The sequence below is a fragment of the Paenibacillus sp. FSL R7-0048 genome, from assembly GCF_038004505.1.
Classification (GTDB): domain Bacteria; phylum Bacillota; class Bacilli; order Paenibacillales; family Paenibacillaceae; genus Paenibacillus_AQ; species Paenibacillus_AQ odorifer.
In genome coordinates this window covers 5,214,739-5,241,477 of record NZ_JBBORF010000001.1, presented here as the reverse complement: position 1 = coordinate 5,241,477, position 26,739 = coordinate 5,214,739, and the positions used below count along the sequence as shown (strand labels likewise).

The window sequence follows — 26,739 nt, the reverse complement described above, 5'->3', positions numbered from 1 at the left end:
TCTATTCTAAGGAGGAAGAAGATATGAACAGGACCGCACCCTGGGGGCAAGAAGACACCATAAGCCGAAAAGTAACGGCTATAGCCATAATCGTGGCGATGATAATGAGTCTTTTATATGGTTATTCTCCGCGAACCGCTGCGGCCGCTGCTGCCAGCTGGCAGGCGAATACCACTTATACGATCAACGATTGGGTCATCTATAATGATCTGGAATATCAGTGTATACAAGCACACACCTCGGAGGAAGGGCTGAAACCTTCAATTGCGGTGGCGTATTGGGCGAAGAATGGCAAGCCGATTCCGGGCAAGCTTGAAGCCGAGAACTGGGACAGCATGCAAGGGGTTCAGAACGAGGCAACCACGGATACTGGAGCCGGTTTAGATGTGGGCAATATTGAAGCCGGAGATTGGCTGGAATACAAGGTAAATGTGGCTTCCGCAGGAATCTACACCGTAGATTTTCGTCTTGCTACGAAGTATTCAGATAAGGAGCTTCAATTGCAAGATAGCAGCGGAACTGTTCTGGCAGCGGTTTATGTGCCAAATACGACCGGTTGGCAAAAATGGACGACCGTAAGCGTGTCGGCAAATCTGAGTGCGGGTCCGCAAACCCTGCGCATCACGACGAATACCGGCAACTTCAATATTAACTGGATGATGTTCACTGATGTATTATCAGCCTCGACCCCGACAGGAGTAACCGGCAAGGCTGGTGATACACAAGCGATGCTTAATTGGCCAGCGGTTACCGGAGCGATTTCGTATAATGTGAAGCGTAGTGAAACAACTGGCGGGCCCTACGAGCTGATTAAGAACATGGATTCCAACCGGTATGTAGATAGCAAATTGATGAACGATAAAACCTATTATTATGTCGTCAGTGCAGTAACCGATTCCGGCGAAAGCCCAAATTCCATGGAAGTAGACATCACGCCAATTCTGCTACCCGACATACCAGCTGCTCCGACAGGGTTGACGGGAATAGCAAGGGACAGCCAAGTGACCCTGAAATGGGAGTCTGTCGAAGGTGCGGAGCAATACCATTTGCTCAGAAGGGATGACGGAGGGACTAAGTATTCGGTCATCGCGTCGGATTTGACGGCAACCCAATATAACGACGCCGGATTGACTGACGGAACGGTATATGAATACACCGTTCAAGCTCAAAATGCGGGTGGCTTAAGCGAAAATTCGGTCTCCGCTAAGATTTCTCCAGTTGCCCCTTTAGCGAAACCAGCTGGATTGATTGCTGTTCCTGGTGATGCCCGCGTGGATATAACATGGAACCCTGTGCCGGGAGCCTCCTCGTACTCAGTGAAGCGAAGTGTAATATCGGGGAGAACGTATTCGGTCGTGGCTAGCAACCTGACCGCTCCGGAATTTACTGATAGCACCGTACACAACGGAACGAATTATTATTATGTTGTATCTGCCTTAAGTGCTCAGACGGAAAGTATGAATTCCGATCAAGCACGCGTATCTCCGGTTCATTTCCAGCAGGGGGTACCTTCTTCGCCGAATGAAGTAACAGCACAAGCGGGAGTTAGCAAGGTTAACTTGCAGTGGACCGAGGTTGCTGAGGCTGATTCATACCTCGTTAAACGGGCGGCTTCGTTGGCGGGACCCTTTACAACGATCGCTAGCGTAACCCAAACAAACTATCTGGACAACAGCATAACAAACGGTCTGACCTATTATTATGTTGTATCTGCTGTTAATGCGAGGGGCTCGGGAGCAGATAGCCTGATCCAAATCGCCACTCCAGCTAAAGTAATTGTAGTTGCGAAGGATGGAACGGGAGATTATACGACCGTTACGGATGCTCTGAATTCGATTCCAACTGGGAATTCGACCCGGCGGGTGATCTATATCCAAGACGGTATCTATCATGAAAAGGTAGCCGTTCCGAATTCTAAGCCATTAGTTAGTTTAGTTGGTGAAAGCAGAGACGGAACGATTTTGACCTATGACGATTATGCTAATTCCGGAATAGGTACTGGAAACAGCCACACGTTGTTAGTTTCTGCCAGCGACTTTACGGCAGAAAATATGACGATTCGCAATACTTCGTTTGAGAGAGGAAATGTAGGTCCCGCAGTCGCACTTAATGTAACGGGCGACAGAGCAATTTTTACGAACGTTTATCTGGCAGGGTTCCAAGATACCTTGTACGCAAACGGCGGGCGACAGTACTTTAACCGATGCATAATTGAAGGGGACGTCGACTGGATCTTTGGGAATGCTGCGGCTTATTTCTACGATTCGGAGATTAAGTTCGTTGGTGGCTTTGGCGGTCATATGACGGCAGCCTCTACGGATGAGAAAGCTGAGTTTGGCTATGTTTTCATGAACTCGCGATTGACCCGCGGTACTTCTTCTTTGAAGGAATCGGTGACTCATGATCCTTGGAGACCGGAATGGGATATCGACACTAAGCTGGCTGCTACTAACGGTTCGCTAGATCTGGGTAGACCTTGGAGAGCTAACGCCAACGTGAAGTACATTAATACCTGGATGGATGCGCATATCAAAGCAGTAGGTTGGGATAATTGGGGAAATCCTTCTAACGAATCGACGGCGCGGTATGGTGAATACAACTCTTCGGGACCAGGTGCCAATGCGAAGGGCCGCTATCGCTGGTCGAGCCAATTGACATCTGACGAAGCCAATCAATACACCGTTCAGAATGTGCTGAAAGGAGCGGATGGGTGGGATCCTACGCTGTTCGGCACGCTTCCTGGGCATGAACAGAATGAACAGCAACCTGCTTCTCCAACCGGACTGAGTGTGACTTTCCCGAGCGGTGTTGATGCGACATTAGGCGATTCTCCCGTAGCTCTGTCGTGGAACACGGTTGAAGGAGCAAGTTCTTATCGTGTCTATCGCGGAAGCGAAGCGGGTGGTCCTTACTTGCCGATTGCATCCGATCTGATTCCGTCATCCACTTCCCCGCTGGCAACGATCCAAGGTGAGGATTGGACAGCGATGTACGGTGTCAAAACTCAGAATACGAGTGATGAAGGCGGAGGTCTAAATGTCAGTTATATCGATCCGGGAGATTGGATGGATTACGCGATACAGGTTCCTGCGGGTGGATTCTACACCTTGGATCTGCGCGTCTCTGCTCCGGACAGCGGTAAACAGCTTCAATTAAAGAGTGGGAATGGCAGCGTGCTGAGCACCGTAGATATTCCGCAAACCGGTGATTGGCAGAGCTGGACAACGGTCAGTGTGAATGTCAATCTTCCCGCTGGGAATCAAACTTTACGCCTTTATTCCGTAACGGGGAGCTACAACTTGAACTGGCTCCGCTTGACGGAGGGAGTGAAAGATAAGGTTCAATATTCGGATATGGTTGTGAACACAGGAGCTCCTTTTTATTATGTAGTAACTGCTGTGAATGCGAATGGAGAGAGCGTCTATTCAACTGAAGTATCTTTGTCTTCAGCTCCGGTGAAATTTGATCGTAATCATGAGAATCAAGCGGATCTGACTGTATCTGTTAAACGCTCGGGAGACACAATGACGGGAATTATGCTCGGAACCCATGCACTGAATAAGGGGACCGATTACACTGCCAATGGAAGTATTTATACTCTTCGTGATGTCTTCTTGTCTCAGTTGCCGATTGGAAAAAATACACTAACTTTCACTTTCGCTTCCGGTACTAAAATTCTGTTAGCCATAGAAGTTGTGAATTCCACCATGCTGCCGGGACAGACCCTATCGAACATACCGGCACTGGAGCTTTATAGCCTTGAGGGGGTAGCTCCATTTTTGCCAAGCATCGTTCCCGTTCAATTTACGGATGGATCGGAGAAAGCATTGGCTGTCGTGTGGAGTTCAATCGATCCAGCTAAGTATGCATCTGTGGGGAACTTCACTGTGCAGGGAACTGTAACGGGCACCGATGTAAAGGCGACTGCGAAGGTTAGCGTCAAATCCGCGGATTCCGTGGGGGTTGTAACGGGCGGGGATGACTTGCAAACGTATCAAAAAGATCTGCCATTCGATATGCCAGCGATTACGCTTCCAACATTTCCAAACGTAGATTTTAATATTGAAGATTATGGCGCTGTTGGAGATGGTATAACCAAAAATACGGCGGCATTCGCAAAGGCAATTGAGGCGGCTACACTGGCAGGTGGAGGGCGTGTCGTCGTACCTGCTGGTGTATGGCTGACAGGAAGTATCCAAATGGCAAGTAATATTGATCTGCATGTAGAGGCTGGTGCACTCATTCAATTTAGTCCCGACTATGATGACTACAATTTGGTGAATGCAAAATATCAACCGATGCTGGCGGCATCGGGGCTCAGCAACATCGCGATCACAGGAAAAGGTGTTATCGATGGCAATGGGCAATATTGGCGTTATGTGAAGAAGGGCAAGGTCACAACCACGCAGTGGAATTATCTGTTGTCCTTGGGCGGAGTGTTGACCGATAACGGCAGTGTTTGGTATCCGTCTCAACAAGCTGTTGGGGTATATCGTCCTATCATGGTCGACATCTATAATAGCAGCAATGTGTTAGTCGATGGACCTACCTTTATGAATTCACCACAATTTGCGACTAGCTTTACGAAGATTCGGAATCTGGTGATCCGTAATTCAACGGTCAATAACGACGCTTGGTACCAGAACGGAGACGGTCTTGATGTCACTTCTTCGCAGAATGTTGTTTTATATCACAACACGGTGAATGCCGGAGATGATGGAATCGGGATGAAGGCCAGCTATGACCCGAGTCCGACAAACGCTTTGTCCGAAGTCGTAATTGCCGACAACATTGTTTTTCGTGGCCATGGCGGATTGTCTATCGGAAGTAACACATCCGGAGGCATTCATAACCTTGCGGTTCGCAACAATCAATATATCGGAACGGATAATGGGATCAATATTAAAAGCTTTGTTGGTGGTGGTGGTCCTATCGAGAATATCTATATCGATGGTCTCCATATGCAGAATATTGGTTATACGGCATTATCCATTAATGATTTCTATACGGGGCACAGCGAAGCAGTGGATAATGCGCAGCTGGGAGTCGATAACCGGGTTCCAGAGGTTAAAAATATCCACATTCGTAACGTTACGGTGGACGGAGCTTCGGAAGCAGTGTCCATCGATGCACTGGCCAATGTGCCTTTGCGTAATGTGGAGTTGACCAATGTAAAAATGTCGACTCAAACTGGATTCGTGTCCAGTAATACGACTGATATTCAATTCAATCATGTTCAGATCGTTCCGGCGAACGGAACCCTCTATACCATGAACAATGCAGCCGATATTTTATTAAATGACGTTCTTTGTCCGCCTGGCACAAGCACCTTTATCCATTTGAAGGGATTCGCGAGTAATATCCTATTGCAGGATACGGATTTTTCGCAGGCGGGGATACCGTTTCACTTGGATTCAGGCATAAGTCCTTCAGTTATTACGGTCTCTAATCCGGGTTCCATTCAGATTCCTAAAGCACCCGCAAACGTAAGTGCAACTACGGGCAGGGCCGAAATCTTGCTACGCTGGGATGAGGTTGCCGGAGCTAATTATTATGCAGTGAAGCGAAGCGTAAATAGCTCAGAGGGGTATGTAACCATTGCTTCCAATGTCACGGACAGCACTTATTTGGACAATGCCGATCTTACTGCTGGTAATTATTATTATGTGATTACGGCAGTTAATGTTGGAGGTGAGAGCGATAACTCTAACGAGGTCAGCGCGGTTGTAAATGCTCCGTCCTTAAGTCTTCCCTATGCTACGGTTATGGGAGAAGGAACAACGTTTGCCGGCCAACAATTTGGTTTGGTTTATGGCTTAAATAATGATTACGTTACAGAAAGTGTCAGCACTGCTGTTTATGGTCAAGAGTTGACGTTTGAGTATGACCCGGACCTAATTCTTTACGATTCGGTAGAATGCTTAGCGGATGAATGGGGAGTGGAATCCGTCGATAAGGATGAGGTGAATGGAAAAATCACAATCAAGCTCGCAAGCACTGGAGCTGGTATCCTTCTAAGCGGAGACATGCTCAAGATGCTCTGGCATTCATCAAACCTGAACTATGCCGGCGATACGACGGCCTATCTTCATTTGCACCCCGTTTTGATTGCCGATGGGAGCGAAACGGTATCAAAGCTATCTAATACGATCTATGGCATGAAGATCATGATAGACAAAACGGTCCTAGCCAGCAGGGTTGATGTAGCGAAGAGCCTTACGGCAGATCAATACAATCCATCCACTTGGTTAATCTTGCAAACCTATCTAACCTCTGCGAAAGTGATTCTTGCTGGATCGCAAGCTACACAGAATCAGGTGAATGCAGCTGCCTCGAACTTGCAGTTGGCTATGGATGGGTTAGACGGCGCCTCGGACAAATCGGCTCTGGCATTAAAGATTGCTATAGCACAAGCAACATCCGATTACGCCACTATTGGCAGTAAATGGGGGCAATATACGAAGACGGTAGTGAATGAGCTTAATAATGCAATCGGTAAAGCTATGCAGGTCGTGAATAATCCGAACGCAACTAAGGTTTCTGTGGAGCAGGCAATCATTGATCTGGATGCAGCGCTGGCAACTTTCTTGAGCTCGGCCAATCCAGCAAGTATCGGTGATTTGGCTATTTTGTCCGCTCATTACGGTATAAGCTCCGCACATACGGATTGGATCCGATATCAGATTTATGATCTGAATAAAGATGGTCTTTTGGATATTGTGGATCTTGCGGCGTTAGCCCAGCTTATACTACATCCATAAAGTAGCCACAGACGAGTCCCAATCAGGGGCTCGTCTTCTTTTTTTGAGAAATTGAATAAAAACAAACAAGGTTTGATAAAAAACAAACCCATCTCTTCGAGCTAAGAGTTATTATAAGAGGAGAATCCGAAACGACTTCATTTGGGGGAAATACATGATCTCGTATCTTTCTAGAAGCCCAATCAAAATTAAGCTGCTTATCTATTTTTTGCCTATTCTTGTGTCATCCGTTGCGCTTACCGGTTTTTTTTCCTATTTCACTGCCGTTAAGCAGCTCGAACAAAACGCTTATTATTTGCTAAGCGATACGACCGAGCAAACGGGCTTTTTTCTTAACGACAAGCTTTATACGATCTTCGAACAGCTGGTGTCAATCGAGAACAATTCGGCTTTTCAATATATTTTATTAGATAATGGACAAGACGAAGGAGAACATCGCTACGATGATATCATCGATCTTCATAAACAGTTCGAGGAAGCCTACCGGAATCATTTGCAAGTCATCGATTCAATTTTTGTCACGTTTAATAATGGCCGGACCTTCAACATACAGAAGGACTTTATTCCCCGGCATGTCGGTGTGAATCTTAATGAATGGCTGGCCGAATACAACCAAAAGGATGCAGAAAGCAGTTATTACTGGTTGAATACGCATGAGGATCAAGTGTTTACAACTGTCACGAAACGTAATGTTGTAAGCGTATTTAAAATTATCGGAAATCTTGATTCCGAGGTCAGTGGCATGGCTCTCATTAATATGAAGGAATCCTATCTGCTCGACATTTTACAGAATGTCAATATTAGTCCCAATGGCTCGCTGGCTCTGATCAGTCCAGATGGGGTGATGTATTCCAAGCCGTTATCCAAAGAGTACGCTATCGGCGATGAGATCGTGAACGATATCCGTAATAACGCTAATCACCAAGGAGATTTAAGGGCGGCCAGCAAGTCGGACCAACGTATGATGATTCACTATACAACGTTATCGCTGAACGGGTGGAAGCTCGCCGCCATTGTTCCTGAAAGCGATATCTTAGCCAAGGCAAGCCAGATTAAATCGATAACGCTTACAATCGTAGCTGTTATTCTCGTAGTTTTTATTATTATGGCAACCTATTTTGCGAGCAGCCTGACGAATCCCATCCGTTATTTGTCCAAACAAGTGAAGAGTTTTAGACAAGGGAACCTAAATGTTAACTTTCAGCTGAAAGAGCAAAATGAAATTGGTGTATTAGCCAGTGGGTTGGAGAATTTGGTCGATTCGGTTCGCCAATTGCTGGAGCAAGTTAAGGATGAACAGGAACAGAAGCGGCAAATGGAGTTATTAGCATTGCAGTCGCAAATTCAACCACATTTTCTATACAACACTCTCGGATCTATCAAACATATGATTGATTTGGGTGAGAAGGAAAAGGCATCGACTATGGTTAGTGCGCTGGCCCACTTTTTTCGGATCGGCATTAGCAGAGGGCGGGAGGTCATAACGCTTAGAGAAGAGATCGAGCATGTTCAAAGCTACTTGCAAATTCAAAATATCCGTTACCAGAAAGATTTTGAATTTGAGATTCAAGTTGAAGAGAGCATTATGCATCTTCCTATCATGAAACTGACCTTGCAGCCAATTGTCGAGAACGCCATCTATCATGGCATCAAAAACAAGAAGGGGAAAGGGATCATCAGAATAACAGGAAGGCCAAGCGGGGATGCAGCAATAATTGAAGTCTTCGACGATGGTGCAGGGATGGATGTAGAGAAGGTACAGGAGATGAATACTTCTATTCAAGCGCAGAATGTTCAAGAGGCTCCAGTGACATTCGGGCTGCGTAATGTTCACCGACGGCTGGCGCTGCAATTCGGCTACGGGTTCGGGATTCGGCTGGATAGTGAAGAAGGGGTTTATACCATAGTGACTGTAAGGATTCCATATACGATAAATGAGGTGACGAATCGTGCATAAGCTGGTCATTGCAGACGATGATGAATGGATTAGGGAAGGGCTTCGCAGGAATATTCATTGGGATCAGGGTAATATTCAGGTGGCAGGAGTTGCAGTGGACGGGAAGGAAGCTTGGGAACTTATCCAAAGGGAGAAGCCGGATCTACTGCTCTCGGATATTCGCATGCCTTTTATGGATGGACTGAAGCTTGCCGCCCAAGTGAAGGAGAATGGCTTAGATTTGAAGATTGTCTTCTTAACGGGGTATGATGATTTTTCTTATGCTAAGGAGGCGCTACAGCTTCAAGCGTTTGATTACATATTAAAGTATGAAGATAACGATAAAATCCTGCGGACAATCATGAATGCGTCTGAGGCACTGGAGGAAGAGCGGAGAAAACGTGAGAAGGATATAAAAAGCCATGGTCTTATCGTGAACCAATTTTTTAGCGAGTTGATCTCTGGGTCGGGGAATGAGGAAGCGATTGATAGGGAGGCGAAGCTGCTCGATTTAACGTTTTGCGGCTCGGTGTTCGTGATGGCTGTTCTGAGCTTGGATGGTGTCGGAAGGTTTCTTAAACCCAATAAACCCGTCGATCTGGAGCTATTATTGTTCACTCTCAAAAACCTCTGCAATGAGGTGCTAGAATCTGCAATTTGCGACGGGGTTCAGGTGTATGCGATTCAATATAACCACCGGATCAATCTGTTGTTCAACTACCGAAACGAGGGTGTGGAGAAGCTGAAGCAGGATACCGAGCTTATTGCCCGCCGCTTAACAGTGATGATTGAGCAATATCTCAAAGTTCACGCCAAGATCGGTATAGGCAGTATTGGTGAAGGGTTTAAACATATTGGCGTCTCCTACGAGGAAGCATTGATTGCGACACAGATGAAGGATGTCCGGATGGATCAATCGATTATTTTCTATGATCAGGTCAAATATTCAAGCAATTCGCATCAAGCTATTCTTCGCACAATTATGGATTATATCGCAAATCATTATCAGAATGAGAATCTGGACTTAAAAGAAGTAGCGGAGACGGTCCACATTACACCATCGTACGTCAGTACTTTGTTTAAAAAGTATACGGATGTTAATTTTTGTGAGTATATTGTCCAAGTGCGAATAGATAAAGCTACTGAACTGCTTGTGCATACCGATTTAAAAGTATATGAGGTTGCTGAGAAAATTGGGTATGTGAATACCCAGTATTTTAGTGTTTTGTTCAAGCGGCATACAGGGTTTACCCCGATGGAGTATAGACAGCAGCATAGCTCGTAATAGTTGGAAAGCGTTCACAAACAGCCTTATTCCAGTCAATGATTGGGATGAGGTTGTTTTTTTGCTGCTATTTTTTATTTTCAAAAAAACAAACAAACTTTGCAAGATATATTATTTAGCTAGCTTCATGCATAGCCTATTATTCTTATTGAGGTGATTATTTCATGAAGGTGAAACAACAATTAGCAACAGGACAAGTGACGGGAACGTCCAAGAGAAAAAACAAGATGATCGGCAGCGACAGGATATTTCCTTACGTTCTGATTATCCCGACTGTCGTTCTCATGGCGGTCATTATGTTCTACCCTATTTTACAAGTCTTCCAACTAAGCTTTCAGAACTATGACTTGACTCGGCCGATGGATGACGGTTTTGCCGGGTGGAGTAACTTTAAGCAGATTTTATTCCATGACGATCTGTTCCCAAGCTCGCTATGGATAACCATCAAGTGGGTGGTTATTGAAGTCGTTCTTCAGCTCGTGTTCGGCTTAGGTGTGGCCCTGCTGCTTAATCAGGCCTTCCGGTTTAGAGGCGTTATACGTTCGCTCGTGCTGATTCCTTGGGCGGTATCAGGCGTTCTTACGACAATGCTGTGGTCGCTCATGTACAACCAGCATATCGGAGTCATTAACGATCTTTTGAAGAGGTTAGGGATTATTCACGAGAATATCGCTTGGCTGTCGAACACCCATACCGTATTCGGTTCGGTTGTACTGGCCGAGTTGTGGAGAGGGATCCCGTTCTTTGCAGTCGCACTACTTGCTTCCTTGCAGTCTATTCCGAAAGAAGTCTACGAGTCCTGCGAAGTCGACGGTTGCGGAAAGGCAAGAAAGTTATTTTCCATTACCCTGCCTTATCTTAAGGAAAGTATTATTTTCACTACGATGCTAAGAGCCATCTGGGAGTTCAACTCTATCGATATGATCTTCACGATGACAAACGGCGGTCCAATGAATATGACAACCACTCTCCCGATTTATATGTTCCAGACGGCAATTTTGAACGGGAATTATGGCTATAGTTCGGCTATGGGGGTCCTTTCCTTCGCTGTTCTAATGATTTTCGTGGTCGTCTATATGAAATTAAGCAGAGGTGGCCAAAATGAGTAAGCTTAAACGTTTTTTAACCACTTTGTGTTTGTTCTATATTCCTATGACTGTTACGTTGTTGTTTGTCCTGCTGCCTTTTCTTTGGGACATCTCAACTTCCCTTAAACATGAGAATGATATTATCAGCTCCACGATTCGTTACCTTCCGCATCCAATTACGTTTGATAATTTCATAAAGGTGTGGAGTGTCAACAATTTTTCGAGATTTTTTGTAAACAGTCTTTTCATCTGTACGGTGTCGGTGATTTTTATTACATTGCTGTCGATTTTCAACGGCTATGCTTTGAGCAGATTTAAATTTGTTGGAAAAAATGCTTTTATGCTTATGATGCTGGGCACTCAGATGCTTCCGGTAATCTTATTCGTCATCCCGTTGTTCCTGATTTTTAAGAGCATGGGGATTATGAATACGCCTTTTGCGATCATATTGTTCTATATCGTTTCACAGGTTGCGTTCAACTCGCTGTTGATGCAAGGGTTTGTATCTGGTATTCCGAAGGAAATTGACGAAGCTGCTATGGTCGACGGTGCAGGAAGATTCCGGGTCTTGTTCACGATCATTACGCCAGTGATTCTGCCGGGGATCGTAGCGACTGCTCTATTCGCCTTTATCGGCTGCTGGAATGAGTTCTTGGTTGCTTTCTCATTCCTGACAGATGCGTCCAAATTTACGATCCCAATCGGACTGAAGTATTTGATCGGCCAGTACAGTGTAGAGTATGGATCGCTCGCAGCAGGCAGCATTATTGGATTGATACCGCCTATTGTGCTCTTTATGTTTATTCAGCGTTATCTGATTCAAGGTCTGACAGGCGGTTCGGTCAAAGGATAAAAAGGAAAAGGACATGGGGAGGATTACTATATGAATCTTGGAGAATACGCAGAGCCTTGGGTTTCAGATCAGGGAGACGGAACTTATATCAATCCAATCCTGCATGCGGACTATTCGGACCCGGACGTAATTCGCGTCGGTGATGACTTTTATATGACCGCTTCTAGCTTCGGGCACATTCCCGGATTGCCGATCCTGCATTCGAAGGACTTAGTCAATTGGGCAATCATCAATCATGCTGTGCTGGAGATGAACTTGGAGGGGTATGACCGTCCGCAGCATGGCAATGGCATTTGGGCACCTAGCCTGAGATTCCATGGCGGGAAGTTCTGGATCTTCTATGGCGATCCAGATGTCGGCATCATGATGACTTCGGCGGTGGACCCTGCCGGAGAATGGACGCCACTGCATCTGGTTCAGGCAGGCAAAGGCTTAATTGATGCTTGTCCCTTCTGGGATGAGGACGGACAGGCGTATTTGATTCATGCCTATGCGAAGAGCCGCAGCGGCATTAAGCACAAGCTGCGGCTGTGCCGAATGTCCGCTGACGGTAAAGGGCTGCTGGACGAAGGCCGGATTATCTATGATGGAACCGAAAATCATCCGACTCTGGAAGGACCAAAGTTATACCAGCGCAACGGATATTATTATATCCTTGCTCCGGCAGGGGGCGTGGCAACCGGATGGCAGACAGTGTTCCGTTCCCGAAACATCTGGGGCCCTTACGAGGACCGAATCGTTCTGCAACAAGGGCAGACCTCAGTAAACGGCCCGCATCAAGGCGGACTAGTGGAGCTGGATTCGGGCGAATCGTGGTTTATCCATTTCCAGGATAAAGGACCTTATGGCCGGGTCGTTCATTTGCAGCCGGTCAGTTGGGTAGATGACTGGCCTTTGATGGGAGAGCTTCAAGCAAGCGATGGAGCTGGAGTGCCAGTGATACGTTACCGAAAGCCTGAGGTCGGGAAGGCATACGCAGTGTCAGTGCCTGCAACTTCTGACGATTTCGAGTCTTCAACGCTTGGATTGCAGTGGCAGTGGCTGTCTAACCCCAAATCGTCTTGGTATAGTCTCGAGGCAAGAGAGAGCTATCTTCGGTTAAATGCTGAACATAAACCCGTAGACAACAAAGGGCTATACCATAGTCCGCAGCTCTTGCTGCAGAAATTCCCAGCACTTTCGTTTACAGCAGCCTGCAAGGTTGACCCTTCGGGCTTGGGAATAGGGGAGTCCGGAGGTTTGATGATTTTTGGTTATCGTTATTGTTGCTTGGTGGTACGAAGATTAGAGGATCAAGAACTGAAGGGGACGCTAGCCCTATCGCTTATGCAAGGAGATGATACGGGAGAGACAGAAATGTGGTCATATCCTTTGATAGACACGGATAATCTCTTCCTGCGGGTCGAGGTATTAGAGGATGCGACTTGCCATTTCGGCTACAGCTTGGAGGGTACAGACTTCACTTCCGTACCTGTAGAGTCATTTCAAGCTATAGAAGGACATTGGGTGGGAGCTAAGACAGGTCTATTTGCCGTAGGTTCCGGCAATGGAGGATATCTTGATATCGGTTGGTTCCGAATCACCAAGTAAGTGAATAACCAAGTAACCGAATAACCCCAAAACAAAGGAGAAGCTTATGCTGAATGTTTCGAAGCGGAAAGAGCCTCTGGTAAAACATATTTACACTGCTGATCCGTCGGCTCATGTTTTTGAGGATAAACTATATATTTATGTGTCTCACGATCTTGAAATCAGCGTTCCCAACAACTTAGATGGAGATCATTATGCTATGGAGGATTACCATGTTCTAACTATGGATGATAGGTCAGCAGAATTCGTAGACCATGGTGAAATACTCCATATGAAGGATGTCCCGTGGGTATCCAAGCAAATGTGGGCTCCAGACGCTGGCTTCCGAAACGGCAAATATTATTTTTATTTTCCGGCGCGGGATCTCAGCGGGGTGTTTCGGATTGGTGTGGCGACAGCGGATTCACCGGCGGGACCTTTTACGCCGGAGGCGGATTACATGGAGGAAAGCTTCAGCATTGATCCGGCCGTATTCAACGACGATGACGACGAGGTTTATCTGATCTTAGGAGGGCTTCGCGGGGGGCAGCTGGAGAAGTGGAGTACGGATACCTACATGCCTGATGGCACAGGGCCGGCTCCACACGAACCTGCATTGGGACCTCGCGTGGCAAAGCTAAGCAAGGATATGTTGTCCTTTCAGGACAAATTAATGGAAATCTCCATCATTGATACTGAAGGACGTCCTATTCTGGCAGGCGATGAAGAAAGAAGATTTTTTGAAGGTCCTTGGATGCATAAATACGAGGGGAAATACTACCTCAGTTATTCTACAGGGAACACACATAAAATCGTCTACGCCATTGGAGACAATCCGCTGGGACCCTTTACGTTTCAAGGCACACTTCTGACCCCGGTGATCGGATGGACAACGCATCATTCCATCGTGAACTTTCGGGACAAATGGTACCTATTTTATCATGATAGTTCTTTGTCGGACGGTGTGAGCCATAAGCGCTGTGTGAAGGTTACTGAATTAAAGTATAATGCGGACGGAACGCTGCGAATGATCGATCCAAATTTAGTATAGATAGACTTGTATGGCAACAAGGAATGGTTTTGTAGGATTCCCCTCAGGTAGGCAGTGGAAACAGACCTCATGGTAGATGAGTCTAATCACCGTCAATCGGAGGGGATCTTTTTATATCATGATTGGATGCGCTTTCATTAAAGGGGGTGATCATTCAGGTAAGGTCGTTTCACTAAAATAAGTAGGAGGGATCGGATCAAATGATTAAAAAAGTGCTACGTAGTTTAATGCTGGGAAGTTTATTGGTGACTTTAACTTGTTCTAATCTAGCAGGCAAAGCAGAGGCGGCAGCGGTAAATACAATTCCTAACGCGTCTAAGGTTGAGCAGGGTTATGACAGCAGTTTTTTATCAGTTCCTGGTTTTGCATCATTAGGTGTAAAAGATAGAAGCAGTTATGCAGGTACCTCATATTATCGAACGGTCAGCAGTGGCCGAGAGTTTTTACAAGCAATCTTGGATGCAGGCAGTGGTGCTGTAAAAGTTATTGAAGTTACAGATAATCTAAACTTAGGGTGGACTGAATTAGCACTAAATTCTACTGAAATTTCAAAATATAGCTTTGTTACAAAATATCCTGATCCATCAAACGGATTCACGAACCCACTCTTAATAACCTCCGGTGTATCCAAATTAAGCATAGCCAATATTGATGGATTAACGATTTTTTCAGCTCCAGGTAAAACTATTAAACACGCAGAATTAAAATTGCAGAGCTCAGTGAACGATATTGTCATTAGAAATCTCAATTTTGATGAAATGTGGCAATGGGATGATACAGGTGAGCACAAAGAGGTAGGCTGGACTTTTATCAAGGTAAATGGCGCAAACAATGTATGGATAGACCACTGTAAGTTTTCGATAGCCGCGGATGGAATGATTGATATGGAAAATGGTTCAACGAATGTAACTTATTCTTGGAACGAATTTGGTCTAGCGGCAGCTCAAAATCCAGCGACTAGTAGCTCTATTTATAAGTCAATTGAATATATGGAGCAAAAATATGCAACAGGATCACTGAACTCCTCCACCAGCCTTTATTATAAAATGCGTAACGAAGGGGCTACCAAAAATCAAATTATGGCTTATGCCGCCTATCACTCCAAAGTTCATTTGGTAGGATCGGGTGACAAGGATTATACGAATTATGTGGGTTCTAACGGTGTGGAAATTAAAGATGGAAATCAAAGACTTCGCTTAACTTTAGCATACAATCGTTATACAAATGTTGGGTCGCGTCTGCCAATGATTCGTCAAGGAGTCGGGCATCTATTTAATAATTCTTTTGATAATTCTACACATCAGAATGTACTCGACAGCGTTACTGCAATCTCCAAATATGGCCATGATAAATTATCGCGTGGAATGAACGCCAGAAATGGAGCTTCTATAGCGGGGGACACCAATGTCTATAATGCTTTTAATGAACCGCTGATTGGTGCGGAGCTTCAAGGGGATGATACTGCTAATATGAATGCACCTTTTGACGTATTGTTTAAGGATGCGATGAACCATAGTTTAATTGTAAATTCTACAGTAACAACTAGTAGCGGAACAACCTATACAGGCAGCAGCTGGGATAATAATGGCGTTAATGCCTTTACTAACGGAATGAATTGGAATAACAAAGCAACCATTGGCCAGTGGGCTTGGTCATCATCAATAGTCGGAATTGAAAATATGAGTAAATCAAACCCGCCATCTACACCTTTTACATTCACTTATGGGTATAACGAGCAATTGCCTTATGCTTATAAAACAGTTCCTCTATCTGGCGTTGTCTCCACAGTAAATCAATATGCCGGGGTCTCAAAAGTTTCTTGGAACACTGCGGAGTGGTTAAAAACAAATTATTATGATGCCTATTCGACGATCGAAGCAGAACGTTATACCAGCATGTCTGGTGTGAAAAATGAAGCGAGTTCCGAAGGCGGTCAGAATGTCGGCTATATAGAGAATGGCGATTATATCGCGTTTAATAATGTTAACTTTGGAAGCGTCGGACCCACAAGTTTCGAAGCAAGAGTAGCGAGCGGTACATCGGGAGGAACTATCGAAATTAGACTGGACAGCTCAACTGGAACTCTGGTTGGAACTTGTCCGGTAGCGGGAACAGGCGGCTGGCAGACCTGGGTGACTAAAACATGTGCAATCAGCGGCGCCACCGGCACGCATAATGTATATCTAAAATTTACCGGTTCTAGCGGATATTTATTGAATCTTAATGGGTTCAAGTTTATTAAGTGATTTTATTAAGCGAGGTTCTGAGGGGGAGTGAAAAACCTTTATGCTGGGGCGGGCAGATAGACCTCGGCTGGAGTGGAAGCGGCGAAAAGGGAGCGGGAGTTGTACCGTAGAATGTGGCGGATGGAGCGGAAGTGGCGAAAAGAGAGGCAAAAATGCCCTAGAATGTGGCGGATGGAGTGGGAGTGGCGAAAAGAGAGGCAAAAATGCCTTAGAATGTGGCGGATCGAGCGGATGTGACGAAAAGAGAGGCAAAAATGCCTTAGAATGTGGGGGATGGAGTGGGAGTGGCGAAAAGAGAGGCAAAAATGCCTTAGAATGTGGCGGATCGAGCGGATGTGACGAAAAGAGAGGTAAAAATGCCCTAAAATGAGGCGAATGGAGCGGATGTGGCGAAAAGAACGGTATAAATCCCGCAGAATGCAGCTGATCGGGCGAATACGGAGAAAAGAACGGTATAAATCCCGCAGAATGCAGCTGATCGGGCGAATACGGAGAAATCTACGGTATAAATCCCGCAGAATGTAGCTGATCGAGCGAATGTGGCGAAAAGAACGGTATAAATCCCGCAGAATGCAGCTGATCGGGCGAATACGGAGAAATCTACAGTATAAATCCCGCAGAATGTACCGGATCGAGTGAAGGTGGCGAAAAGAGAGGCATAAATACCCTAGAAAGTGGAGGATGGAGTGGAAGCAGCGAAAAGAGAGGCATAAATGCCCTAGCATGTGGCGGATCGGGCGAATGTGGTGAAAAGAGAGGCATAAATGCCTTAGAATGTGGCGGATCGAGCGAATGCAGGGAAAAGAGAGGCAAAAATGCCCTAGAATGTGGCGAATCGAGCGAATGTGGGGAAAAGAGAGGCATAAATGCCCTAGAATATGGCGGATCGAGCGAATGTCACCAGATCGAGCATATACGGTGAAATGAACGGTATAAATCCCGCAGAATGTACGGGATAGAGTGGAAGCGGCGAAATAAACGGTATAAATCCCGCAGAATGCACCGTATGGACCGGGACCAATACACCCTAAAGGAGTGATTCCCCCCATTAACCGGAGAACCACTCCTTTTTTATAACCAACTTTATAATCCGATCAACGACGACCTCCGTGATGCTTAACTGTGTATTTTGTTGAACTCGATTCGCGAGCTGAAGGACCTGGTAAACTCTTTTTCGATTATTGTTTTCATGATATTGTGATGCACTTTGAGTTGTGATTGATCGGCGTGGTCTCTAAGGAGTTCAAAGAGCGCTGCTGATTTTTTGAAGCCTGTATCATCGTCTAGCTTGATGCTTAATAACAAGATTTCTAGAATAGTGTTGATTGTATCGTACATATTCTCTTGTTTATAGTAGTACATCGCCAGCAAATAAATGTAATCCTCATGGTATTTGATATTCACAATAGTCTCATGTTCTCCTATGTCATCAACATTGATTTTGAATTCCTTCAGAATCCAATCAACGGAATAATCATGTATTATCGAAGATTCTAAGATTGTAATGAGTCCCGGCAATAATTCTTCATCATCACTTTTTCTAATAAACTCAACGTATTTATGTAGCACTCCCATTTTGCCTTCCAGCAGATCGATAACGTATGAATTGGCTTTTGCTATATTGCGGTAATATTCGACTTCATAAATGGCCTCTTCATCTAAACCTACTATCCAGCCCAGGTCAGCATACTTCTGAATACATAGTTTTGCCTCGTCATACTTACCGGACTTTTGTAGTGCTATACCTTTTGCGCAGGAGCTATATCCAAAATAATAGGGGATACTCCGCTTCAGTTTAGGACCTCTTATGAGGTTACTATTGTTTTCATATATGATGGAAATTTGTTCATGTAGCTTGTCTGCAATTTCAATCATGGCATCCCAATTCTCAAATGAAAATGATGCCTTAAGCATCTGAATCAAGGAATCCACATTCAACTCTTCCAAATCCAACTTCAATCCTATCTCCCTTTCTAGAGCATATCATGCATCGATTAAGATAATTGTATTTCATTTCTAAATTATTCATTTATTTTACATTAAAACATGTGATTTCCATCACGTTACATAAGGTCAAAAGGGTCTTTATTAATAATTTTCAAAATACTGTGAAGTCAAAAGCATATGCCCGTTTCGTTGGACTTGATTTCAAGGAAAGAGATGCGATCTTCAGTGATAACTATTTCGACCTGTCAGCTGGCATTTCAAGAATCGTTACGGTTGCCAAAAAAGATCTCGACAAACCAGCTACGGCTGAGGAACTGCGTGCCCAGCTTACTGTACGTTCCGTCTTTGATATTTAAGCAAAAGGTTATTTTCCTACTATATCCTAGGCTACCAATCTCCAAATGACAGTTTGATGATATATATTCTAGTGGTTTAGATCCTGTGTATAGATAGATCAATATTTTACTATAATAGGTATAGATATTAAGATTGTATACCCTTCCATTTCACTCTAAAATAGACTTCGAAGAAGCATTAACTACAAACAATAAACGTTCTATTGAGCTACCTTAAGGAGAGTGCAAACATATGGGTATTTATTATGACGACAACCGCAAGGTGTTTCATTTACAGTCAGAGAAATCCAGCTATATTATTGAAATGATCAAAGGTGTTATTCCAGCGCATGTCTACTGGGGCCCACAATTGGCAGGGAGAGAATTTCAACACCCGTTGAATTTGGTGGAACGTTGCTCTTTTAGCCCAACTTATTTGCAGGAGGATAAAAATATCTCCCTCGACACCTTGCCAAGCGAATTCCCTTCCTATGGAAACGGGGATTTCCGCGAACCGGCACTGGAGGTTCACCTAGTAGATGGCACGACCGTAACGGATTTCCGTTATAAGAGCTACACCATTAATAAAGGAAAACCTGCACTCAAAGGTCTGCCTGCTACTTATGTTGAAAGTGATGAAGAAGCAGAGACCTTGGAAATTATACTGCAAGATGATAAAACAGGATTGATCGCTGCCTTGAGCTATACCGTATTTAACGATCAGGATGTTATAACACGTTCCGTGCGGATTGAGAATCTGGGTAAGGACAATCTGGTTTTGAAAAGAGTATTAAGCGCGAATGTTGACTTCCATGATTCTGACTATGACATGCTGCAATTATCCGGTACTTGGACTAGAGAACGCCATATTCACAAAAGACCCCTCGTTCCTGGCATCCAGCGGATTGACAGCAAACGCGGCTCCAGCAGCCATCAGCAGAATCCTTTTATGGCCTTGCTTGCAAAAGATGCGACAGAGGACCATGGCGAAGTTTATGGATTCAGCCTTGTGTATAGCGGGAGTTTCCTCGCCCAAGCAGAAGTGGATCAATACGGAATTTCCAGAGTAGGGATCGGTATTCAACCTTTCAACTTTCAGTGGTTGCTTGAACCGGGCGAATCCTTTCAGGCACCTGAAGCAGTATTAGTAAGATCCAGTGAAGGGCTTGGCGGTTTATCGAGAACCTATCACCGTCTGTATCGGACCCGGTTATGCAGAGGTGAATTCCGCGATAGCAAGCGTCCTATTCTGATCAACAACTGGGAAGCGACTTATTTTAATTTTAATGCGGATAAAATCAAAGAGATTGCTAAAGCAGGCAAAGAGCTAGGCCTGGAGCTGTTCGTGCTGGATGACGGCTGGTTCGGCAAACGTGATAACGACGACAGCTCCCTGGGAGATTGGGTAGAGGATCGTCGCAAGCTGCCTGAAGGTCTTGGAAAGCTAGGCGAAGATATCACGGCAATGGGCATGGAATTCGGATTATGGTTCGAGCCAGAAATGGTATCGCCTGAGAGTGATCTTTACCGTGAACATCCAGACTGGTGTCTCCATGTACCTGGGCATAAAAGTTCATTAGCCCGCCAGCAGCTAGTGCTGGATTTATCCCGCAAGGATGTATGTGATTATATCGTCGAGTCAGTTAGCTCGGTATTATCATCCGCTCCGATTACTTATGTGAAATGGGATATGAACCGGAATATGACGGAGATTGGATCAGCGCTTCTTCCAGCCGAACGTCAACGTGAAACGGCACACCGTTATATCCTTGGACTTTATGATGTGCTGGAACGTATCGTTTCCCGTTTCCCTCATATTTTGTTCGAAAGCTGCTCCGGCGGTGGCGGACGATTTGACCCGGGAATGCTGTATTATATGCCACAGACCTGGACTAGCGATGATACGGATGCAGTGGAAAGATTGAAGATCCAATACGGAACAAGTATGGTGTATCCTGCGAGTTCAATGGGTGCCCATGTGTCGGCTGTTCCTAACCATCAGGTACATCGTATTACACCTTTGGAGACACGTGGTCATGTCGCGATGTCGGGTAATTTCGGCTACGAGCTGGATTTGACCAAGCTTACTGAAGCTGAGCGCGAGGATATCCGCAAGCAGGTTTCGGAGTACAAGGAACTGAGAATGCTGATTCAGTACGGTGATTTCTATCGACTGCTTAGTCCTTTTGAAGGAAACGAGACGGCATGGATGTTTGTTTCCGCTGATAAAAAAGAAGCCTTCGCCACCTACTTCCAAGTTTTGGCCGGGCCTAATCCACCGTTGCGCAGATTGCGTCTGAAAGGACTCGACCCTGCGAAATCGTATAAGCTTGAGCTTAACGGCGGAGTATACAGAGGGGATGAGCTGATGCACTTCGGACTCACGCTTCCACAGCTTGAGGGCGATTTCAGAAGCCTACTTTTCGTGCTTAGAGAAGTTTAATCAAAAAAGGAGGGTGCCTCAAAAGCCATTGGCTGCTGAGCACCTTCCTTTTTTTCTCCTTTTTTGAGTTCTTTTGTGACTAGCTGCGCGCCCGAAGCTGTTATTGGATGGGGTGTTTAGCAGAATGTTTACCTAGCCTTAGCCGGGGATAGCGGGCTCGAATAAGGGTGTTTAGCAAGATGCTTTGCTAGCCAGGTGCTGCCGTACGCGAATTAGTGCGCCTTGCAAGTAGCTTGACGCCACTGGAGTTGAGTGTTTATAACTCGAGTCGGCGGGCTCAAATTGGTGCACCATGTAAGTTGCTTCCCCAGCCAACACAGTGCTATCGGACTCATATGCCGCTAATCGTAGTCTTTTCACACATTTAGAGTTTTATCGGACCGCATAGTCGCTATTGACTCTAAAAGTACCTAATATGCACCTCTTTCGAAGGAATAGCTGCACTGGAGTCCGAAACTGTACTCAAAAGACGAAAAATTGGCAAATAGCGTCATCTGAGTCCGAAAGCGGCGGTAGAGGGGGGTGACTCGGTGCTTTCGTATGCGAATTAAGGTGTTTAGCAGGATGTTTACCTAGGCGGGGGCTGCCGTACGCGAATTAGGGTGTTTAGCAAGTTGCTTCCTTAGCCGTGGGCCGCTGGACGCCAATTAGTACGACATGCAAGTTGCTTACCCAACCAACACGGTGCTATAGGACTCAAATGCCGCTAACCGCAGTCTTTTCACACATTTGGAGTTTTATCGGACCGCATAGTCGCTATTGGCTCGAAAAGTACCTAATATGCACCTCTTTCGAAGGAATAGCTGCACTGGAGTCCGAAACTGTGCTCAAAAGGCGAAAAATTGGCAAATAGCTTCATCTGGGTCCGAAAGCGGGGGAGGGTGCTTGTGAGTTGGCACCACCAGATCTGAATGGTTACTACTTGCATCCACCGGCCCCGAATTCGCCTGCCACGCCTGCCACTCAGCTCTATCGAAGCCGAATAGATATGCCTAGCAACATCAATTTTCAAAAAACACATGTTTGGACAGGAACTCTAGGTCCTGCTCGCGGTAAGTGGAGGGGCTAACTCCAAAGTAGGAACGAAAAACTTTGCCGAAATAGCTGGCATTGTCAAACCCGGTGTCCACAGCGATCTGGTAGATCGTCTGATCTGTTGTTTTCAGCATAGATGCTGCCAGCTCGATCCGTCTCCTTCTTAAATACTCAAAAGGCGAGAGATTGATGTTTTTTTGAAATAGCCTGCAAAGATGATGTTTAGAAATTCCAACATGTGCGGCGACATCGTCTAAGCTAAGGTTATTATTGTGCAGATCATTTTTCATGAATTGTATAGCGGCATGGAGTTTGTCATTTTTTATATAGGTGGTTAACAAACTCGGTTTCTTGAGGTATTTCTCCATGGACAATATCCACTGAAAGGCTTTCCCCGTTAGAAAATGCAAATCTCTTTCTTCATCAACCTGGATGTCCTTGAACATACTCCACAATAAATCCATCGGAACCGATTCCTGAGGGAGTTCTATAATAGGACCGCCATGTGCAATCAGCTGGTTCCAGAGTGAAATAGCTAGAGGTCCTCGTACATTCAGCCAAATGAATTCCCAGGGCTCTGTACCTTCCTCCGGATAATAATATCTGTGTATACTGGGGACAGTCACTAGGAAAGCTTTGCCCTTCGTTAATGGGTGAACAACCCCGTCTATTTCAATTCTACCCTCTCCAGATAAGGTGTACTGAAAAATAACACAACTTCTCTCCGTCCGGTTCTGGCCGTTGAATGAATATGCCGGAGTTTCGGCTTGTTCCCAGCCAATAGAATCAAACAGAAGCATAGAAGCTTGTTCTTCCGAGCGAATGGTGTAGGAGGAGCGCAACATTAGCAGGTTTCCTTTCCGTGGTTCGTTACTTCATTCAAAGTGTAAACTTTTTTGTTGATCTGTTCAATTTTTGTTTCATTTAATCTGCTGTCTTCGATATTGATAAGGCGTAATGCCATACTGATCTTTGAACAGCTTAATGAAATATTGTGGCTTTTTGTAGCCGACTAGATGTGAAATATCGAGCACATGTAAGTTGGAATCGATTAATAACTTGGAGGCCTTTTCCAAGCGTTTAGAAGAAATGTAGCTCGATAAATTTTCACCCGTCTCCTGCTTATAAAATTTGGACAGGTAAACAGGATGTAGGTGAACAATTTTCCCTAAGTCCTCCAGGCTCAAGCAATCACTAATATGATTGGAGATATAGGCTTGAATGGTATGAACAATGTTTTGATTGGAAAATTTAGCGCTTCTATCTAATTGGGTGAGACTCTGCAAGATGGATTGAAGAGCCGTATCTGGCTCTGATAATTGATTGAAAATCCAGTCTGCAACCTCAGCTGATTGGATTTTATCGGTTGTGGAATACAGCAAATTAATGAATTCGAGCAGGTAGAGGAGCTTTTGTTTTTTGACAGTGAGCTTGGCAAAGTTTTTTAAAATGTTTTTTCTGGTTTGTTCCCATTCTCCAAGCTCTAATTTAGGGAGAGCACTAGAGGCACTCAGCATAGTAAAGTCACTGGTCCCAATATTTTCATTAAAAAAGAAATGATAAAAAATATGCCGAACAGCATGCTTTTGAGAAAATTCAAACGGCTCGGAAAAAGAAATGGAATCGACGCTGCTTGCCACAGTTTCGGTATTGGATTCTGGAATAATTCCAGTAATGGCTGATGGAGTGATCCAAATAAAGTCCCGTCCACCATTATGATCTTTTAACATCATTTCATCTTTCCCTCTAGCCCCTGAGACGTGAAAAAAGCAAAAGTGCTCATTCCGTAAAGCAGTGTCGAGTGTGCTGTGATCATAACGTAGTGGGGAAGGTCCGCTAATAACAGAAAGCAAGTAACCTAGCCCATCTATCTTTTTCTCTGCCACTGGGGTTTTTGGGGGTTTCTCAGCGATATTCTTAATAACTTGACTCATGGCTTTTTCCATATCCTCTTTATCTACCGGCTTGAGTAAATAATCCAAAGCGCCCAGACGGATGGCTTGTTGTGCATAATCAAATTGAGAATAACCGGAAAGGAAAATTACCTTGGTATTGAGCTTTTTCTCATGAACATGATGCAGTAAATCAATGCCGGATACCTCGGGCATACGAATATCTGTAATAAGGATATCTATATGATTCTGATTCAATAGCTCCTTGGCTTCAATCGAATTTGTTGTCGTCTCAATATGCTCAATTCCAAATTTGCTCCAATCCAGCAGGTGTTTTAAATATTCAACGATGTAATGTCCGTCATCAACTATCAATAATCGCATATTGTCCTCCTTCATCCAGCGAGAAATCTATGAATGCCAGCACGGATAAACCACCCCAGTCATTGATGAAGAACCGCAGTCCGCTTAATTCACCATACGCATTTTTGAGGCGATGATGAATGTTCCAAAGACCAATTCCTCTTGATCCTTCAGGTGGGGATTCATTCTCAAGTCTGGCCATTAGCTGGTGTATTTCCTCAGCAGTAAGCCCCTTACCGTCATCGGCAACAATAATTAATGCTCCAGTATCAAGTTCTTTTACATCTATAGTAACGCGATAAGCCCCTTGCTGTTCTTCAATCCCATGCTGGATTGCGTTCTCGACCATAGGCTGGATAATCAGTGGCATAATCAGATGCTCTCCCAGTTCAGGAGGCAGGTTGATTTCATAATTTATTTTTTTGGAAAGTGACATGATGGATAAAAAATGATCGGCAAGCTGCAATTCAGAAGCCAACGTAACATTATCTGAATTCATTTTTGTTAAATAACGATAGTACTCTGCTAAATGCTTGCTCATCTGCATTACGGCTTCCGGTGAAGTTTTTGCCACTGCCATAATAAAAAACAGATTATTGTAAAGAAAATGTGGATTGATCTGAGCCTGTAGTTGTTTCACTTCGGCGTTTCTGCGCAGCTCGGTTTCTATTTTTAATGAAGCGAATAAAGCCTGTATTTTGGCGACCATGTGGTTAAAGCTTTTAAATAGACTATAAAATTGATTGTCCGGGTTCTCACTAATTCTGGTGCTGTAATTCCCTTGTTCCACTTGGTAGAATTTCTTGTCGAGCAGATATACATTGCGATAATAGTTTCGATAGAACATAAAAATCACGATAAGACCAATGATCAAGATCATTAAGATGCTGACAAAAAACACCTGTTTATTCCGGTTAAGCGGATTCAAAAAATCACTCATTCGCGTATAGGTAACAAGATACGTATCAATCGGCTCAATATACTTTGATAAAACATAATAATCGTCATCGTTGATATGATAGTCAAACTTTAGAATTTCATGTGCATTGGGTGTTATCGTCTCCTTGGCTTTTTCCTCGATTCGAATATCCACCGCTTTATTGCTAATCATTAAACTCTTGTTCACAAGTAAAAAGGCATTGGAGCTCTCGCCGCCACTCACTGCTTTTTCTAAAAGACTTGTTAAATACTCCTTTTTCAGCTTAACGCCCACGATGTACTGAATATTGGCAGGATTCTTAGGTTCATGAATATAAGGGTAGATTGAAAAATAATACAAATTGTTATTAACAATCTGCCAGCCTCGCTGCGTGACCTTCTGAAAGGGCTGTTTGGCAAGCGAATCATGACCCGTAAAAATAAAAGTGCCGTCCGATTTCCAGTAGATACCGATAGATTCAATCGCCTGACTGGAGAGAAGTGGTGCTGATATGCGGTCATAGATATCGTTTTTTTTCATCTGGGCATCGTAATTGTTCATCTCTTGTATTTTGCTTTGATAGAAACGTACGGAGGTGTCGGCTGTATATTGGATGCCATACAAACTTGCCTCAGAGATGATGCCATCCAGAATGCTTTCCGTATAGGCTAGCTGATTTTTGGAGGAGTTAACCAAGCTCTCTTGAATGGTTTTGGAACCTAGGGAGTTCATTACGAAAAACAAACTTAAGGTAAGTAAAAGGAAAAAAACGAAAAAATATATGAATCGTTTCATATTTACTTTTTTAATCATAAGCATTACTCCTGTCGCTAGGACTCGTGTGAATTCATCATAAGCCATATATTCCAAAAGAAAAAGAGAAGAGCTCTCGCAAAATGAAAGCGTTTATAAAGATGTTTAGCGAGTGGTTATGATATTTAATTTGAGACATTTTCGAATGAAAGCGCTTTTGTTAACATTAAACCAGAAAGAAATTAGCAGCCAAGAATGTAAAA

The 26,739-nt window shown here is 44.5% G+C and carries 14 protein-coding genes; 10 read left to right on the top strand and 4 right to left on the bottom strand.

All coding sequences use genetic code 11. The annotated features are described in order from the left end of the window. The first annotated feature begins 23 nt into the window (after nt 1-23). From NSQ91_RS23370 to NSQ91_RS23335, 8 genes are all read left to right on the top strand, one after another. Complete coding sequence (locus NSQ91_RS23370; protein WP_076304603.1) at nt 24-6,761, top strand: pectinesterase family protein; 6,738 nt, start codon at nt 24-26, stop codon at nt 6,759-6,761. A 154-nt stretch (nt 6,762-6,915) separates the two neighbouring features. Beyond that, the gene (locus tag NSQ91_RS23365) at nt 6,916-8,718 is read left to right on the top strand and encodes a cache domain-containing sensor histidine kinase (protein WP_076304602.1); all 1,803 of its coding nucleotides are present in this window, start codon (nt 6,916-6,918) and stop codon (nt 8,716-8,718) included. Further along, the gene (locus tag NSQ91_RS23360; protein ID WP_076128906.1) at nt 8,711-9,982 is read left to right on the top strand and encodes a response regulator; all 1,272 of its coding nucleotides are present in this window, start codon (nt 8,711-8,713) and stop codon (nt 9,980-9,982) included. The genes NSQ91_RS23365 and NSQ91_RS23360 overlap by 8 nt, the downstream gene beginning before the upstream one ends. 164 nt (nt 9,983-10,146) lie before the next feature. Continuing rightward, nucleotides 10,147-11,091 (top strand): carbohydrate ABC transporter permease, encoded by a 945-nt coding sequence (locus NSQ91_RS23355; RefSeq protein ID WP_076128908.1) that lies wholly within the window; start codon nt 10,147-10,149, stop codon nt 11,089-11,091. Further along, nucleotides 11,084-11,923 carry a carbohydrate ABC transporter permease gene (locus NSQ91_RS23350; RefSeq protein ID WP_076128910.1) on the top strand — a complete coding sequence of 280 codons (840 nt, stop codon included), beginning with the start codon at nt 11,084-11,086 and terminating at the stop codon, nt 11,921-11,923. The genes NSQ91_RS23355 and NSQ91_RS23350 overlap by 8 nt, the downstream gene beginning before the upstream one ends. Nucleotides 11,924-11,953: 30 nt before the next feature. Then, nucleotides 11,954-13,513 (top strand): glycoside hydrolase family 43 protein, encoded by a 1,560-nt coding sequence (locus NSQ91_RS23345; protein ID WP_076304601.1) that lies wholly within the window; start codon nt 11,954-11,956, stop codon nt 13,511-13,513. 46 nt (nt 13,514-13,559) lie between these two features. Continuing rightward, nucleotides 13,560-14,543 carry a glycoside hydrolase family 43 protein gene (locus tag NSQ91_RS23340; protein ID WP_340920074.1) on the top strand — a complete coding sequence of 328 codons (984 nt, stop codon included), beginning with the start codon at nt 13,560-13,562 and terminating at the stop codon, nt 14,541-14,543. A gap of 200 nt (nt 14,544-14,743) precedes the next feature. Then, entirely contained in the window at nt 14,744-16,789 is a 2,046-nt protein-coding gene (locus NSQ91_RS23335; protein WP_076304600.1) for a carbohydrate-binding protein, read from the top strand. A 1,116-nt stretch (nt 16,790-17,905) separates the two neighbouring features. Here NSQ91_RS23335 and NSQ91_RS23330 read toward each other — a convergent pair. Next, the gene (locus NSQ91_RS23330) at nt 17,906-18,748 is read right to left on the bottom strand and encodes a hypothetical protein (RefSeq protein WP_076304599.1); all 843 of its coding nucleotides are present in this window, start codon (nt 18,746-18,748) and stop codon (nt 17,906-17,908) included. 89 nt (nt 18,749-18,837) lie between these two features. On the opposite strand from NSQ91_RS23330, the gene NSQ91_RS23325 reads away from it, so the two are divergent. Both NSQ91_RS23325 and NSQ91_RS23320 read left to right on the top strand, forming a co-directional pair. Beyond that, on the top strand, nt 18,838-19,092 hold the full coding sequence (locus NSQ91_RS23325) for a glycoside hydrolase family 2 protein (protein ID WP_256716530.1): 255 nt from the start codon (nt 18,838-18,840) through the stop codon (nt 19,090-19,092). 232 nt (nt 19,093-19,324) lie between these two features. Then, nucleotides 19,325-21,514 carry an alpha-galactosidase gene (locus NSQ91_RS23320; RefSeq protein ID WP_076279238.1) on the top strand — a complete coding sequence of 730 codons (2,190 nt, stop codon included), beginning with the start codon at nt 19,325-19,327 and terminating at the stop codon, nt 21,512-21,514. A 1,001-nt stretch (nt 21,515-22,515) separates the two neighbouring features. Here NSQ91_RS23320 and NSQ91_RS23315 read toward each other — a convergent pair. The 3 genes from NSQ91_RS23315 to NSQ91_RS23305 form a co-directional block, all read right to left on the bottom strand. Then, complete coding sequence (locus NSQ91_RS23315; protein ID WP_076130289.1) at nt 22,516-23,394, bottom strand: helix-turn-helix transcriptional regulator; 879 nt, start codon at nt 23,392-23,394, stop codon at nt 22,516-22,518. Nucleotides 23,395-23,469: 75 nt separating this feature from the next. Further along, nucleotides 23,470-24,825: a response regulator transcription factor gene (locus tag NSQ91_RS23310; RefSeq protein ID WP_076304629.1), complete on the bottom strand. Its 1,356-nt coding sequence runs from the start codon at nt 24,823-24,825 to the stop codon at nt 23,470-23,472. Further along, the gene (locus tag NSQ91_RS23305) at nt 24,806-26,536 is read right to left on the bottom strand and encodes a sensor histidine kinase (protein WP_076219545.1); all 1,731 of its coding nucleotides are present in this window, start codon (nt 26,534-26,536) and stop codon (nt 24,806-24,808) included. The genes NSQ91_RS23310 and NSQ91_RS23305 overlap by 20 nt, the downstream gene beginning before the upstream one ends. Nucleotides 26,537-26,739: the final 203 nt, after the last annotated feature.

Coding starts and splice junctions, on each gene's coding strand:
- NSQ91_RS23370 (WP_076304603.1), top strand. CDS start 24: ATGAACAGGACCGCACCCTGGGGGCAAGAAGACACCATAAGCCGAAAA.
- NSQ91_RS23365 (WP_076304602.1), top strand. CDS start 6,916: ATGATCTCGTATCTTTCTAGAAGCCCAATCAAAATTAAGCTGCTTATC.
- NSQ91_RS23355 (WP_076128908.1), top strand. CDS start 10,147: ATGAAGGTGAAACAACAATTAGCAACAGGACAAGTGACGGGAACGTCC.
- NSQ91_RS23350 (WP_076128910.1), top strand. CDS start 11,084: ATGAGTAAGCTTAAACGTTTTTTAACCACTTTGTGTTTGTTCTATATT.
- NSQ91_RS23345 (WP_076304601.1), top strand. CDS start 11,954: ATGAATCTTGGAGAATACGCAGAGCCTTGGGTTTCAGATCAGGGAGAC.
- NSQ91_RS23340 (WP_340920074.1), top strand. CDS start 13,560: ATGCTGAATGTTTCGAAGCGGAAAGAGCCTCTGGTAAAACATATTTAC.
- NSQ91_RS23335 (WP_076304600.1), top strand. CDS start 14,744: ATGATTAAAAAAGTGCTACGTAGTTTAATGCTGGGAAGTTTATTGGTG.
- NSQ91_RS23320 (WP_076279238.1), top strand. CDS start 19,325: ATGGGTATTTATTATGACGACAACCGCAAGGTGTTTCATTTACAGTCA.
- NSQ91_RS23315 (WP_076130289.1), bottom strand. CDS start 23,394: ATGTTGCGCTCCTCCTACACCATTCGCTCGGAAGAACAAGCTTCTATG.
- NSQ91_RS23310 (WP_076304629.1), bottom strand. CDS start 24,825: ATGCGATTATTGATAGTTGATGACGGACATTACATCGTTGAATATTTA.
- NSQ91_RS23305 (WP_076219545.1), bottom strand. CDS start 26,536: ATGATTAAAAAAGTAAATATGAAACGATTCATATATTTTTTCGTTTTT.